Genomic DNA, 13,652 nt, shown 5'->3' on the forward strand with positions numbered 1-13,652 from the left:
TCCTATTTTTACAAAATACGCTGGAAATGAAGAAATAGCAGTCTCTAAAGGCTCTTATCCAACTGCATTTCTTCCGAAACCATACTTGGAAAAATCGGACTTTTATTATGAAATTGACTCCATTATGCAACATCAGGGGTGAGCGGCTGGATCTAGGCAGCAATTGTTGCACTTTTTACAACATCAATCTGCCGCGGATGGGGATTATGGTTTTCGATATGTTCCCCCGCTTAGGCGGAGCGTCACAAGCAAATGGCGGGTACGTTAAGCGGAGGCGAGCAGCAGATGCTTGCGATCGGTAGGCGCTGATGGCGGAGCCGAAGCTGCTGATGCTCGACGAGCCGTCCATGGGGCTCGCTCTCATTATCGTCATAGAAATCATGAAGATCATTAAAAACATTAACGAACAGAACAAGACAACGATCTTGCTGGTAGAACAAAATGCCAAAGCTGCGCTCAAACTGGCCCACCGGGGTTATGTGTTGGAAACAGGCAACATTACAATGGAAGAAAGCTCGGAAGCGCTTCGCAGCAACGACAACATCGTCAAAGCTTACCTAGGCGCACATTAAGCCTATTATTTGGCAGCGCCGGTTCGTAGGAATGGTTTATTTCAAGTATTAGCAGGGGCTGTCCCAAAAGTCATCTATTTATGACATTTGGGACAGCCCCTACTGCTCGTAAATCGATTTTTATTCATGTTCATCAGCTCTTCATATATTATAATAATTATTATGTAGTATCTGATCTAATTATTGACTTTCATCTAGTCGGATGGTACCATTTTATACGAATAAGATAGATTTGAGGAGGAATCATAGCCATGGCAGAGCGTTTAGTTGGTAAACAAGCTCCAGATTTTACAATGGAGACCGCTACAGGTGACGGTAAAGAATTTGGTAAAGTTTCTTTGTCTGATTACAAAGGAAAATGGTTAGTATTATTCTTCTACCCATTGGACTTCACATTCGTATGTCCTACAGAAATCACAGCTTTGAGTTATGCTGCTAGTCAGTTCAAAGAACTGGACACTGAGATCCTTGGTGTTTCCATCGACAGTATCCACACGCACAAAGCTTGGATCAATACGCCAATCAACGATAATGGTCTTGGCAAATTGGAATTCCCACTTGCTGCTGACATCACGAAATCCGTAGCACGTGACTACGGCGTTCTGATCGAAGAAGAAGGTATCGCGCTTCGCGGTCTGTTCATCATTGATCCAGAAGGCGAAATGAAATACGAAGTTGTTAACCACAACGACGTAGGCCGCAGCGTAGAAGAAACACTTCGTGTGCTTCAAGCGCTTCAATCCGGCGGATTGTGCCCAATGAACTGGAAACCAGGCGACAAAAACCTGGTTGTAAAATAAGCTTTTTGAATACATAGAGAAGCTCCTCTGGTTAGCATGCGAATGCGAGCAGGGGAGCTTTTCTTCATGAAGGAGAGCGGACATGACGGTTCCGACGAATTTGAAATATACAAGAGATCACTACTGGATTCGACTCGAAGGGGAAAAAGCTGTTGTCGGGTTAACAGAGTATGGGATCAGCGAGCTGGGTATGCTTGTTTTTATCGAGCTCCCTGATCTGGATACTCATGTGAGAAAAGGGGAATTCATGGGTTCTGTTGAGACTGTTGCGGATGACGAACACGATCTGCTAGCCCCATTATCCGGCCAAATAACATCAGTCAATCGGCTGCTGGAAAGAGCGGTGATGCTGATTCACGAATCTCCTTATGACAAGGGCTGGCTATTTACGATTCAGTGGAGTCAAGGGTCTGAGCTTGAGCAGCTATGGGAAGAGGAAACATATTTGCGGGATTTTTCGCTGGAAGACTGAGTGCTGCGCCATAAAAAGTAAAGAATGCAAGACCACTTCATTGGGGTCCAGCATTCTTTTTTTGTATATAAGCAAATTAGAAGTGCAAGTTTCCGATTTTAGAGTCATTCAGCTTTCGTGAGAGAAGATGGGCTATAGTGTCTAACAATGTTGTATTTCCTACAACAATTCACACGCCTAAAGGCTATTTTGCCACTTGAAGTTGCAGTTTGTACAACATTTCGAGCCTATTTTTGCAAAATCGCCCGTATTGGGCGGAAATGTTGTACATTATGCAACAACGAAGAGAGAGGAGCGAGATTTAGGCAGCAATTGTTGCACTATCTACAACATCATTCAACCGCGCATATAAATTCATTCATCTAGCACCCTTCATGTGACGATTGATCCCGATTTAAGCCACCTCCATGTAGAGCGAGATTGGATGAATGAATCGACGGTTTTGAGGGTAGCGGGTACCGGATCAACAGACGAATATACGAAGCCGCGGTTGCCTGTCCCTGCTGTTTATTTTGAAAATCACTATAGTTCAAATTTGGAAGCGCAGCGTGAAAGGATTGGGGAGTACGATGAACCGAAATGAAAATGTGCTGGGAAGTAAGCGATGGTGAAAAGGTAGACGCTTCCATAAAAATTTTTGGTATGATGGGAGGTGATTGAACTATGAACGGTCCAACAGGGAGGAAATGTGAAAAGACTAACAAAGCTGCCCAAATTGTACGTTTTTCAAAAAGTCATTATCGTGTTCACGGCATTGATTATTCCTGTCTATCTGGTAAATCTATTGATGAATATGATGGGGCAATCCTTTATCAAACAGGAATTTTCGAATTCAATCCAGTCCAAAGTGCAATTTTACTCGAACCAGTTAGATGATCAAATCTCTTTCATCCGAAACCAGCAGCTGCAGGTTATCAACGATTCCGATCTTCAGAAGCTAAACTTTCTATCAGGCACACTTGATGACTTTGAAGAAATCCAACTCGTAAAAAGGGTAAAGGAACGATTGGCCACCATCCAGAACTCCAGTGAGTATTTGCTCAATACTGGGGTATATTTGAAATCATTTGGAAGGACGATCTCCACGCAAAGCGGAATCACTGAGCTGCCGAATCAGGAGTATGAGGTGATTGAAAAGTTCTTTAATTATTCGCCAAAACCATCCTTATACTACAGCAATGGCCGATTGTTTTTTATCGAGTTTGCAAACAATTCAAGTGTCATCGTCTATTTGGAGCTATCCGTCCAAAAATTGGAAAAAACACTGAACCAGCTAGTAGGAAATTATGGCGATGCCGGTGCTGTTCTCACCAATGAATCGTTTAGTTTTGATATATCACCTAAGCATGAAGATGCCATTGTCCAAAGTATATTCAATATCGTTTCAAAAGAGCAGAGTAACAAAACGTTGGATAGTCATATCCTTAAAGTCAGAGATCAAAGTTACTGGGTCACCTCCACCCGTATAAGTACACTAGGACTAACCCTTTTCTCCTATGTAAATCAAAATGAACTTACCGGGTCTCTCAAGAAATTCAATGTTTGGTTAATCATTATGTCTGTGGTCTCGATGGCGATCATTCTTGTTTTTTCATTTTCAGTCAAAATGATGATTCACAATCCGCTAAAAGAGTTGATTGCCGCGTTCAAAACGCTGGAAACGGATAACCTGAACATTTCGATAAGGCCGAAAAATGACATTGAGTTTGGTTACCTCTATAGAAGCTTTGACAAGATGATAGACAAGCTAAAGCAATCGATTCAACAAAATTATGAACAGAAAATAGCGCTGCAGCATTCTGAATTAAAACAGCTGCAGTCGCAGATCAATCCACACTTTCTCTACAATGGATTTTTCAATATTTACATGATGTGCAAGGCCAAAGATTACGAAACGGTTGCCACATTTGCTCAGAAGCTGGGCAGCTATTATCAGTTTGTTACAAGAAGCGGAGAGGATGAAGTACCGTTTGCCAAGGAATATCGACATGCCATGGATTACGTGGAAATCCAACGTATTAGGTTCTCCAATCGGATTCAAGTCGTAGCGGAAGAAATTCCCGATGCGTGCAAACATCTCATGGTTCCGAGACTAATCCTGCAGCCCATCATCGAAAACACATTTGAGCATGCTTTTGAGAACGAACGCAAAGGCGGCAGTATCCATATCAAAGTTACGTGTGAGAATCATAGGTTGTGCATATGTGTGGAAGATGATGGAAATAAAATCACGGATGAGTTCATTCATTCCCTGGATGCGAAACTCGCGAATTCCTTCAATGTGCTTGAAAAGACAGGCATCATCAATGTTTGTAATCGAATCCGGCTGAAGTATGGCGAGGAGAGCGGGTTATTTGTATCCCGAAGTGACTATGGGGGGCTTAAAGCAGAAATCATCATTCAATTCAATTATGGGGGCGGCAGCGATGTATAGACTTTTAATTGTGGACGACGAGCCGGCAATTGTCGAGGGACTTGTACAGATATTTCAGGAAAGAGAGGAGCTAGATCTCGACATCTGCAAGGCTTACTCCGCGTTTGAGGCGATTGAAATTATCAAAAAAACGAAGATTGATGTCGTTCTCAGCGATATTCGCATGCCGGAGAAAAATGGTTTGCAATTGATGGATGAGATCTTATTTTACTGGCCTTCCTGTAAAATTATTTTTTTGACGGGGCACAACGAATTTGATTATGTGTACACCGCTATTCAAAAAAATGTGGAAAGCTATATTCTGAAAACCGAAGAAGATAAGGTTGTCATCGGTGCGGTTACAAATGCGTTAATGAAAATAGAGGATGAGCTAAAGAACAATGATCTTGTTGATAAGGCCCGGAAGCAAATGCTGGTCATGGCACCGCTATTGAATAAGGAAATGTTCGAGGCTTTACTTTTAGGCGAAAATGTAGCCGATCTTCTAGCCGAAGACCTATTTGCGGGACAAGATTTAAAGCTGAAGGGGGATTCCCCTGTATTGATCCTTGTTGGCAAAATGGACTGTTGGCCAGAAGGCATGTCGTATGCCAATAAACGAAACGCGCTTTATTCCGTTAGGAACTTAGTTGAGCAATACTTGCCTTCCTCGATGATAAACGAAGACATTGTATATGAAAATTCGACAATTGTTTGGTTCATCCAGCTGAGTTCCGATACGGACAGGTTTCGAAATGAAGACGATGCCATCGATTGGGGTAGCCTAGTCACCTATTTGAAAGGAATACTGGAATCGGTTCAAAATGCGTGCCGCGATCTGCTTCAAATGGACGTATCTTTCATCATTTCTAGGGGAGCAGTCGAATGGGACAGCATCCATAAGGAATTCGAACTTATGAAAGCGATGATGAAGAAAAGATCCGCTGCTGGGCTCAAAATGACGATCATGGACCTCGGCATGACGAACGAATTTTTCAAAGTAGAACCTGCGAAGGTTTCCGCTTACTCGGATGAATTCAACAAGAAACTGCGATTGCTTGAAAAAAGGCTGGATGAAGGGGACGAGCAGCAAGCTGAAATCGTCTGCAGGGATCTGATCGGCAGTTTGAAACATGATATGGCTCAAAATTACCTTGTCGGTCTAGAAAGGTACTATATGTTTGTACTCGTCTTCCTAGCCTATATCAATGGGCAAAACATTACGGAAAGAATCAAGGAACATAGACATTTCGAGAATTTTGCCATGATGGACATTCCCGGTGATTGGCTAACTACGGAAGCCTTTTATATAGAGCTTGGCAAACAGATATGCATGGAGAAAAAAGAGCAAGTTGACAAGGGCGAAAATTTGTTAGTTGAGCGAATTCATAGGTTTATAAACGAAAACTTGGGTGGAGATCTTTCTCTTGCGAGAATCGCTGAAGTGGTTTATTTTAATCCTTCGTATCTTTCACGTTTTTATAAGCAGCTTACAGGGCGCAATCTTTCTGACTATATCAATACAGCCAAAGCGGAAGCGGCGGTGAATATGCTAGAGGACATGCAGGTGAAGATCAATGAAATTGCTTTGAAGCTGGGATTTGAATCTCCTTCTTACTTCACGGCATTTTTTCGGAAAATGAAAGAAGTGTCACCGCAGGAATATCGGGACTCAATCATTCACAAAACGAGGAAGTAAACAAAACAGAACGATGTAAATAGTTTATTATAGCGATCATTCGCCCCCCAGCATTACAATAAATAGTGTAAAGCTCGAGCCTTTACCATAGATCGTTAACACTGTTAGTTCTCAATTTACGAAAATATGGGGGGTAAAACATGAAAAGAAAGCATGTCAGTTCTGTTCTAGTGACTACACTGATGGTTGCATCGTTAGCAGCTTGCAGCAATAATGAAAGCGCTTCAAGCTCGACGAGTACACCGCAGCAAACTACCAATACCCAAAAAAACGAAACCGTAGATCCATTGGGGAAATACGCTCAACCGATCACCGTTACCGAAGTGCTAGGTTACCGCCCTCCGGAAGACCCGAAAACGCCAAAGGGAATTACGCCCGATCAGAATGCCTATCTGAAAGATTTGAAAGAAATGCTGAATATTGATCTGAAATACTTGTGGAGCGTACCGACCGAACAATACGAGCAAAAGTTTTCTCTTGCTGTTGCTTCCGCAGATTTGCCTGACATCTTGGATCTGGACTCGCTGCAATTTGAGAAATTGAAAAGTCAGGGCATGCTTGCAGATCTGACGGATGCTTACAATAAATACGCATCACCCGCTTTGAAGAATTATATGCAGGTGGATGGCGGGTTTGCTATGAAGACCACAACAACCGATGGCAAACTTTTGGGTATTCCTGGTTTCGAGGATCCGTATTTATCGACACAGCTATTGTGGATTCGGAAGGATTGGCTGAACAACCTCAACCTGCAGCCTCCGAAAACCATTGACGATTTGGAAAAAATAGCTGATGCCTTTGTCAAAAATGACCCTGGCAAAACCGGTAAAAATGATCGATATGGCATTGCGATGCAGAAAGCCCTCATTGGTTGGGGATTTGACGCGAGGGGTGTTTTCAATGGCTATGGTACGGCTCCAAAAGCTTGGATTAAAGGGAAAGACGGCAAGCTTGCAGCGGGTGAAATCCAGCCTGAAACGAAAAACGCTTTGGCCAAGCTGCAGTCCTGGTATCAAAAGGGGCTTATTGATAAGGAATTTGCGCTGAAAGATGAGAACAAGGTTGTGGAAGATATTGTTGCCGGCAGGGTTGGCATTTCGTACGGTGAATGGTGGTACCCGAACTGGCCGCTCAATATTAACAAGGATAAGGATCCAAATGCAGAGTGGGAAGCTTATCAAATTCCATCGCTGGATGGTCAGCCAGGGAAATCGATGGTGGGCAAGGTGCGGATGAGCCACATTATTGCAGTAAACAAAAAAGCGAAAAACCCAGAAGCTGCGATTAAGATGATTAATTTCTATCTCGAAATGGGTAAAAAACAATATCTGGAGAAAAACAAAGCGGAAAACGGGTATGTTTACAATTGGTTCGTGCCTAGAATCTACAACCCTGCTCAAATTGAAACCATTTACACAGAGGTCAACAAGGCATTGGATGCCAAGCAAGAGGCGATTACGCTTGATGATGATAACTACAAAAATGTCGCAGACGTGTTTAAGGCAACCAAGGAGTTCCTTGCAGGCGACACGACGAACGCAACCAAAGGTTCAAATTGGGGCCAATACTATAGCCGTGCAGCTAAAAATGGCGGTTGGGGCATAACGCGCCAAATTCGTGACAGCAAGCAAGTGTTCTTTAACGAGTTTTACGGTGTTCCGACGGAAACACAGGTCGAAAAGGGAGCGCAGCTGGATAAGCTTCTCGACGAAACCTATACCAAAATCATTATGGGCGCATCGATAAGCGAATTCGATAAGTACGTTGAGAGCTGGAAGAAGCTTGGCGGAGACGATATCACGAAGGAAGTAAACGAGTGGTACACGAAGAATGCCGTAAAATAAGGTGAACCATAGAACGGGGGGAGAGGAGTTACTTACAATCTCTCCCCCATTTCATTAAAATGGGACGTTTGAATTTGTGTGCGATTGGAGGCTTCACAGTTGAGAATAAAAACAGAAATGCCGCTGCATCTGATGCTTTTGCCCGGCGTGTTGGTTACACTTGTATATGCTTATGGCCCTATACTTGGAGTCGTGATGGCTTTTCAAAAATTTGAACCGGTGCTTGGTTTTTTTAAATCGAAATGGGTCGGGTTCAAAAACTTTAAATATGTATTCAATCTGCCGGACTTTCATCAGGTCATGTGGAATACGATACTCATTTCATCTTTGAAAATTGCCTTTTCCTTGCTCGTTCCACTCGTATTGGCACTTTTACTGAATGAGATTACAAAAAAATGGTTTCAGCGAATGATCCAGACGAGCATTTTTTTACCGTTTTTTCTCGCGTGGACCGTGCTGGGCGGGGTTATTCTCGAGTTATTTTCATTGAGAGGCCCGGTTAACGACCTGATCTCAAGCTTCGGTCTGGAACCGATTATGTTCATGGGCAGCAACAATTGGTTTCGAGCCATCATGGTCGGTTCGGATGTTTGGAAAGGTATGGGCTACAATATGATCATTTTTCTGGCTGCCATCACAGGCATTAACTCAAGTCTATACGAGGCTGCAGAAGTAGATGGTGCTGGTAAATGGAAACAAATGATTCATATCACATTGCCGGGAATGATGCCCATCATTATTTTAATGAGCACATTAAGTCTGGGCAATATATTGAACGCAGGGTTTGATCAAATCTTGATCATGTATAATCCAACCGTTTATCAGGGTGCTGATATTATTGACACGTTCACTTACAGGCTCGGTCTATTCAGCCAACAGTTTGCGCCTGCGGCGGCAGTGGGTTTATTTAAGTCGGGCATATCCGTCGGATTGGTATCGTTATCGTACTACCTTGCATATAAATTCAGCAATTACCGAATATTTTAGACGGCTGGGGGACTTCTTATGGTTTATAAACCATCGTTTAGCAGAAAGCTATTTGTCGTGATGAATGCCTTGGTACTGACATTCATTACTATTATAGGTATTGTGCCTTTCATTCACCTTTTGGCTGTATCGTTAAGTTCCAACACGGCGGCGATGGCCGGCGAAGTTAAGCTGCTGCCGATCGGTTTTACACTCGATGCTTACGTGTATCTCGGACATAAGGTGGAATTTATTAGGTCACTACGTGTTTCGGTGGAAAGGGTCGTGCTCGGAACGGTAATCAACATGTTTCTAGTTTTTATTACGGCCTATCCGCTTGCCAAAGAAACGGAGCAGTTTCGCTCCCGAACCGTGTATGTATGGTTTTTTGCGATTACGATTTTTTTGGGCGGAGGACTTATTCCGACCTACATGATCGTGAAATCGACCGGGTTGATTAATACGATTTGGGCGCTTATTTTACCTGGAGCACTGAATGTATGGAATATGATTATGATGCTGAACTTCTTCCGAGGCATTCCGAAGGAAATGGAAGAGGCGGCTACAATCGACGGAGCCAATCACTGGACGCTGCTGTGGAAAATATACTTGCCTGTATCGTTGCCAGCGATTGCAACCATTGGGCTTTTTACCATAATAGGACACTGGAATTCTTGGTTTGACGGCATTCTCTACATGAACTCACCGGACAAATATCCGCTGCAAACGTACCTTTCCACGTTAATAACAGCTATGAATGCACAAATGCAGTCCGTTAACGTCGAGCAGCTCAAACAGCTGGAGAATCTCAGCGAGAAAACGCTCCGAACTGCGCAGATTTTCATGGGCGCGCTGCCGATTCTCATGGTTTACCCATTCATGCAAAGATATTTTATCAAAGGTATGACAGTAGGCAGTGTGAAGGAATAAAAATAAGGCGGGATAGACAATGGGGAAAATAACAATTGCATTAATCGGAGCTGGACAAAGAGGAGTCAATTATACGGGATATGCGCTTGAACATCCGGATGAGCTGCAGGTCGTTGCCGTTGCGGAACCGAACCAACAGAGAAGCCATAAGTTTAAATTGCTGCATGGATTGCCTGATGAGATGTGTTTTGAGAACTGGGAGGATTTATTGGCCAGACCTAAACTGGCAGATGCCGTGCTTATTTGTACGCAGGACAACATGCACTATGAACCGACGATGAAAGCGTTGGAAGCGGGATATCACGTACTGCTCGAAAAACCGATGTCCCCCGATCCGCTGGAATGTATCCGTATGGGTGAGCGTTCGGAGCAATATGGGCGAGTATTTTCGATTTGTCATGTTCTCCGCTATACGGATTTCTTTGGAACAATCAAAACGTTGTTGGACGAGGGGGCGATTGGCCAGCTCATGTCCATTCAGCATAATGAGAATGTAGCGTATTGGCATCAGGCGCACAGCTTTGTCAGAGGCAATTGGCGCAAAACCGCCGAATCGAGTCCGATGATTTTGGCCAAATCCTGTCATGACCTGGATATTATTCTTTGGTTAGCTGGGGCGGATTGCACCCATGTTTCATCATTTGGATCGTTGTCTCATTTCAAAAAGGAGAATGCCCCGGAGGGAGCGCCGCAGCGATGCTTGGACGGATGCCCTGTCTCGGATACATGTCCATATTATGCGCCTAAAGTGTACCTTACGGACAATATACACTGGCCTACTTCAGCGATCAGTGATGATCTTAGCTTGGAAGCCCGCACGAAAGCGCTGCAAGAGGGGCCGTACGGCAAATGCGTGTATCATTGCGACAATGATGTAGTTGACCATCAAGTCGTTAATATGGAGTTTGCCAATGAAGCGACGGCTGCCTTTACGATGAGTGCATTTACGAATGACTGCAGTCGAACCCTTAAACTGATGGGAACAAAAGGCGAAATTCGCGCTGCCATGGAGAAAAATGAAATTGAAGTGATTGATTTCGAAACAGGCACGACCAAGCAAATCTCACTTGAAACACCGGGAGGGCATATTGGTCACGGAGGCGGTGACTTCGGCTTGATCCGCGATTTTGTGAAGCTGGTTCAGCAGGGCGGGCAAGGAAAGGGGTTAACTTCTGCAGCTCATTCGGTACAGAGTCACCTGATGGCATTTGCAGCGGAGCGGTCAAGGGTAGATCGAAGAGTGGTTAATATGAGAGAATTTAGATTCGATGGAGCATAGGCGGTGGAGTTATGAAAAAACGACTAAAATACCGAGACGATGGTACGTTTGTCATCGTACAATTTTCCGATGTGGAATTTCTCGACGAATTTGATTATGACCCGGAAACACCGAAGTATGATTCAGAGACAAGAGCTCTTATGGAACGAATCATCGAGGCCGAGAAGCCTGATCTCATTGTGTTTGCGGGCGATGTAATCGCAAGTAACCGGGCGAGAGATCCGATTCAATCGTTCCGCCGAGCCGTTGATGCAGCAGAGCAGAGCTGCATTCCATGGGCGGCCGTGTTCGGCAATCACGACTCGGAGGGTGAAGTGCCGAGGAAAACGATGCATGAGCTGCAATTGCAGCATGAATATTGTGTAGCGGAACCGGATCCAGAAGGCGTTAATGGGGCCGGGAACTTTGTCGTAACTGTAGCCGGTAAGTCCGGCGAAACGGCGGCGGCGCTGTATTTTTTGGATAGCGGCGACTACTCAATAATCGGTGATCGGGTAGGCGGATATGACTGGATTCGCAGAGATCAAATCAATTGGTATGTGGGCAAGTCGCAAGAGCTGACAAGGGGAATCGGTGAACAACCGCTGCCTGCGCTTGCCTTCTTCCACATTCCTCTACCAGAGTACAATGACGTATGGGATTTCCACGTATGCTATGGGCATCGTTATGACTCTTGCTGCTCTGCTCCAGCGATTAATTCAGGTATGTTTGCGGCAATGGTGGAGATGGGTGATGTGATGGGGACGTTTGTCGGTCACGACCATGGTAACGATTTTTGGGGAACGCTACATGGTATTCGTCTTTGCTACGGACGTTCGACGAGATATGTAAGCTACGTGGATGGCGTGCGTCACGATCTGCTGCCTACAGGAGCGAGAGTCATTCGACTGAAGGAGGGGGAGCGCCGGTTCGATACGTGGATTCGCCAGAATGACGGAAGCGTCGTGGAGGAGCAGCCGGAGCATCGGCCGGAAGGTAGGAAAGTGGAGTGAGAAGTGAGTAGTGAGTAGTGAGTCCCCTTCGGCTCCCACGGTTGAAAAATTCAAAAAGGAAAACGATAGTTAAACATTGGAAGGGCTGCCGCGAGGCAGCCTTTTTCTTCACTCCTCTATCGGGCTGTTTAACGCAATGTTGTTGTAAAAAGCGTATCAAGTTTGTGGCCAATTTCCCTGATTTCACGGTAGATTGATGTTGTAAAAAGTGCAACAATTGCTGCCTAGATCCAGCCGCTCATCCCTGATGTTGCATAATGTACAACAATTTGGCCCCCAATAGATCATTTCGCAACAAATATGCTCAAAATGTTGTACGAAATGCAACTTCAAGCTGTAATATAGCCTTTGACGTGTGAATTGTTGTACAACATACAACATTGGTAATCAATATAGCCTATCTTCACTCACAAAAACTGAATGACCATCGCATTTTAGAGTTATGTTAATCAATCAGTCGAACTAAAACCAGTACTCTGAACACAACTTCAATGATTACCGCAAAATAATAGGCAGCTGTTTGATTCCAAACATCATCCAACTGTCGATCCGCTCCAACACATGGGAGCGATCAAGGTGGAACTCAGGGAATCGAGTAAGCAGCGTTTGAATAGCAATTTTACTTTCCAAACGAGCTAATTGTGCTCCTAAGCAGAAGTGAATTCCGTGACCAAAAGCAAGATGGGGATTAGGATTCCGGTGGATGTCGAAGATGTCCGGGCGATCGAATATGTCTTCGTCATGGTTGGCCGAGCCAATCCAGATATTGACCATTTGTCCGGGAGTTAGTGTTTGCCCGCGTAGAGCTGTGGTCTTTTTTACCGTTCGAATCATCGTTTGAACAGGTGAACAATAACGAAGAACTTCCTCAAGAGCTTGTGGAACTAAGGAGCGATCCGTCAAAAGCTGCTCTTTTACTTCTGCATGGCTATCGATGAGGAGCAGTGCGGAGGAAATGAGGTTGGTTGTGGTTTCATTTCCCGCTACAAGCAGCAGGATGCAGAAGCCGATCACTTCCAGATCGCTTAATTGTTCACCATCTGCCTTTGCGCGGACGAGACGACTAATCAGATCATCCTGCGGTTCAAGCCGTCTCTGATCTGCTATAGCGGTAAAATAGTCACTCATCTCTTGTTGGCATTGATAATATCGCTCGGAGTTGTTTCCGACCAGCGCATCTGACCATTCTTTGAAACGCTCTCGATCTTCCTGAGGAATACCTAGCATTTCGGCAATGACGATAATCGGCAGCGGACTTGCAAAATCATGAAGCCCATCCATCTTACCGTTTGCTTCCATTTGGTCACACAACGCATTCGCTATCGCCTCAATCTTTGGCGTCAATCCTTCGATGACCCGAGGAACAAAAGCTTGAGAAACAAGCATCCGCAATTGCCGATGTATAGGCGGATCCTGTCTTAGAACACTCGCCTCAATCGGATCTTTCATCGTTCCTACACCTTGCGAAGAAAAATGCTCATGGTCGGAAAAAATCGCTTTGACGTCTTCGTATTTGAAAACGTCCCAGGAATCGGTCTCCTTTTTAAACGATACGGGGGAGGAGGCACGCATTTCTTTAAAATAAGACAAAGGGATCAATTCATTAACCGTTCTCCAATCCAAATGTTTCACCATCGCTTCCATCTTATATTTGAACTGACTAGTCAGTATAATAACTCCAAAAA

Annotated in this window: 11 protein-coding genes and 1 pseudogene; 11 read left to right on the top strand and 1 reads right to left on the bottom strand. The window is 44.4% G+C overall.

The genetic code is table 11. The features are described 5' to 3' along the window. Positions 1 to 209: 209 nt before the first annotated feature. The 11 genes and pseudogenes from ASD40_RS18615 to ASD40_RS18660 form a co-directional block, all read left to right on the top strand. A pseudogene (locus ASD40_RS18615) lies at positions 210 to 572 on the top strand (ATP-binding cassette domain-containing protein); the annotation flags it as partial. A 251-nt stretch (positions 573 to 823) separates the two neighbouring features. Beyond that, positions 824 to 1,372: a peroxiredoxin gene (locus tag ASD40_RS18620; RefSeq protein ID WP_057304672.1), complete on the top strand. Its 549-nt coding sequence runs from the start codon at positions 824 to 826 to the stop codon at positions 1,370 to 1,372. Between the two features lie 82 nt (positions 1,373 to 1,454). Then, positions 1,455 to 1,844 carry a glycine cleavage system protein H gene (locus ASD40_RS18625; RefSeq protein WP_057304673.1) on the top strand — a complete coding sequence of 130 codons (390 nt, stop codon included), beginning with the start codon at positions 1,455 to 1,457 and terminating at the stop codon, positions 1,842 to 1,844. A 424-nt stretch (positions 1,845 to 2,268) separates the two neighbouring features. Beyond that, positions 2,269 to 2,427 (top strand): hypothetical protein, encoded by a 159-nt coding sequence (locus ASD40_RS37285; protein ID WP_156390098.1) that lies wholly within the window; start codon positions 2,269 to 2,271, stop codon positions 2,425 to 2,427. 105 nt (positions 2,428 to 2,532) lie between these two features. Further along, the gene (locus ASD40_RS18630; RefSeq protein WP_057304674.1) at positions 2,533 to 4,278 is read left to right on the top strand and encodes a sensor histidine kinase; all 1,746 of its coding nucleotides are present in this window, start codon (positions 2,533 to 2,535) and stop codon (positions 4,276 to 4,278) included. Further along, on the top strand, positions 4,271 to 5,956 hold the full coding sequence (locus ASD40_RS18635; protein WP_057304675.1) for a response regulator: 1,686 nt from the start codon (positions 4,271 to 4,273) through the stop codon (positions 5,954 to 5,956). Before ASD40_RS18630 ends, ASD40_RS18635 begins: the two co-directional genes overlap by 8 nt. Positions 5,957 to 6,096: 140 nt before the next feature. Beyond that, the gene (locus tag ASD40_RS18640) at positions 6,097 to 7,800 is read left to right on the top strand and encodes an extracellular solute-binding protein (protein WP_057304676.1); all 1,704 of its coding nucleotides are present in this window, start codon (positions 6,097 to 6,099) and stop codon (positions 7,798 to 7,800) included. Between the two features lie 117 nt (positions 7,801 to 7,917). Continuing rightward, positions 7,918 to 8,787: an ABC transporter permease gene (locus ASD40_RS18645; protein ID WP_057305085.1), complete on the top strand. Its 870-nt coding sequence runs from the start codon at positions 7,918 to 7,920 to the stop codon at positions 8,785 to 8,787. An 18-nt stretch (positions 8,788 to 8,805) separates the two neighbouring features. Further along, entirely contained in the window at positions 8,806 to 9,696 is an 891-nt protein-coding gene (locus ASD40_RS18650) for a carbohydrate ABC transporter permease (RefSeq protein WP_057304677.1), read from the top strand. A 19-nt stretch (positions 9,697 to 9,715) separates the two neighbouring features. Further along, positions 9,716 to 10,975 carry a Gfo/Idh/MocA family protein gene (locus ASD40_RS18655; protein ID WP_057304678.1) on the top strand — a complete coding sequence of 420 codons (1,260 nt, stop codon included), beginning with the start codon at positions 9,716 to 9,718 and terminating at the stop codon, positions 10,973 to 10,975. A gap of 11 nt (positions 10,976 to 10,986) precedes the next feature. Then, entirely contained in the window at positions 10,987 to 11,967 is a 981-nt protein-coding gene (locus tag ASD40_RS18660; RefSeq protein ID WP_057304679.1) for a metallophosphoesterase family protein, read from the top strand. A 495-nt stretch (positions 11,968 to 12,462) separates the two neighbouring features. On the opposite strand, the gene ASD40_RS18665 is transcribed toward ASD40_RS18660, so the two are convergent. Continuing rightward, positions 12,463 to 13,602 carry a cytochrome P450 gene (locus tag ASD40_RS18665; RefSeq protein WP_057305086.1) on the bottom strand — a complete coding sequence of 380 codons (1,140 nt, stop codon included), beginning with the start codon at positions 13,600 to 13,602 and terminating at the stop codon, positions 12,463 to 12,465. Positions 13,603 to 13,652: the final 50 nt, after the last annotated feature.

This window comes from Paenibacillus sp. Root444D2, from assembly GCF_001426375.1.
In the GTDB taxonomy this organism is placed as follows: domain Bacteria; phylum Bacillota; class Bacilli; order Paenibacillales; family NBRC-103111; genus Paenibacillus_E.

Coding starts and splice junctions, on each gene's coding strand:
- ASD40_RS18650 (WP_057304677.1), top strand. CDS start 8,806: ATGGTTTATAAACCATCGTTTAGCAGAAAGCTATTTGTCGTGATGAAT.
- ASD40_RS18645 (WP_057305085.1), top strand. CDS start 7,918: ATGCCGCTGCATCTGATGCTTTTGCCCGGCGTGTTGGTTACACTTGTA.
- ASD40_RS18660 (WP_057304679.1), top strand. CDS start 10,987: ATGAAAAAACGACTAAAATACCGAGACGATGGTACGTTTGTCATCGTA.
- ASD40_RS18640 (WP_057304676.1), top strand. CDS start 6,097: ATGAAAAGAAAGCATGTCAGTTCTGTTCTAGTGACTACACTGATGGTT.
- ASD40_RS18620 (WP_057304672.1), top strand. CDS start 824: ATGGCAGAGCGTTTAGTTGGTAAACAAGCTCCAGATTTTACAATGGAG.
- ASD40_RS18655 (WP_057304678.1), top strand. CDS start 9,716: ATGGGGAAAATAACAATTGCATTAATCGGAGCTGGACAAAGAGGAGTC.
- ASD40_RS18625 (WP_057304673.1), top strand. CDS start 1,455: ATGACGGTTCCGACGAATTTGAAATATACAAGAGATCACTACTGGATT.
- ASD40_RS18635 (WP_057304675.1), top strand. CDS start 4,271: ATGTATAGACTTTTAATTGTGGACGACGAGCCGGCAATTGTCGAGGGA.
- ASD40_RS37285 (WP_156390098.1), top strand. CDS start 2,269: ATGAATGAATCGACGGTTTTGAGGGTAGCGGGTACCGGATCAACAGAC.
- ASD40_RS18665 (WP_057305086.1), bottom strand. CDS start 13,602: ATGGTGAAACATTTGGATTGGAGAACGGTTAATGAATTGATCCCTTTG.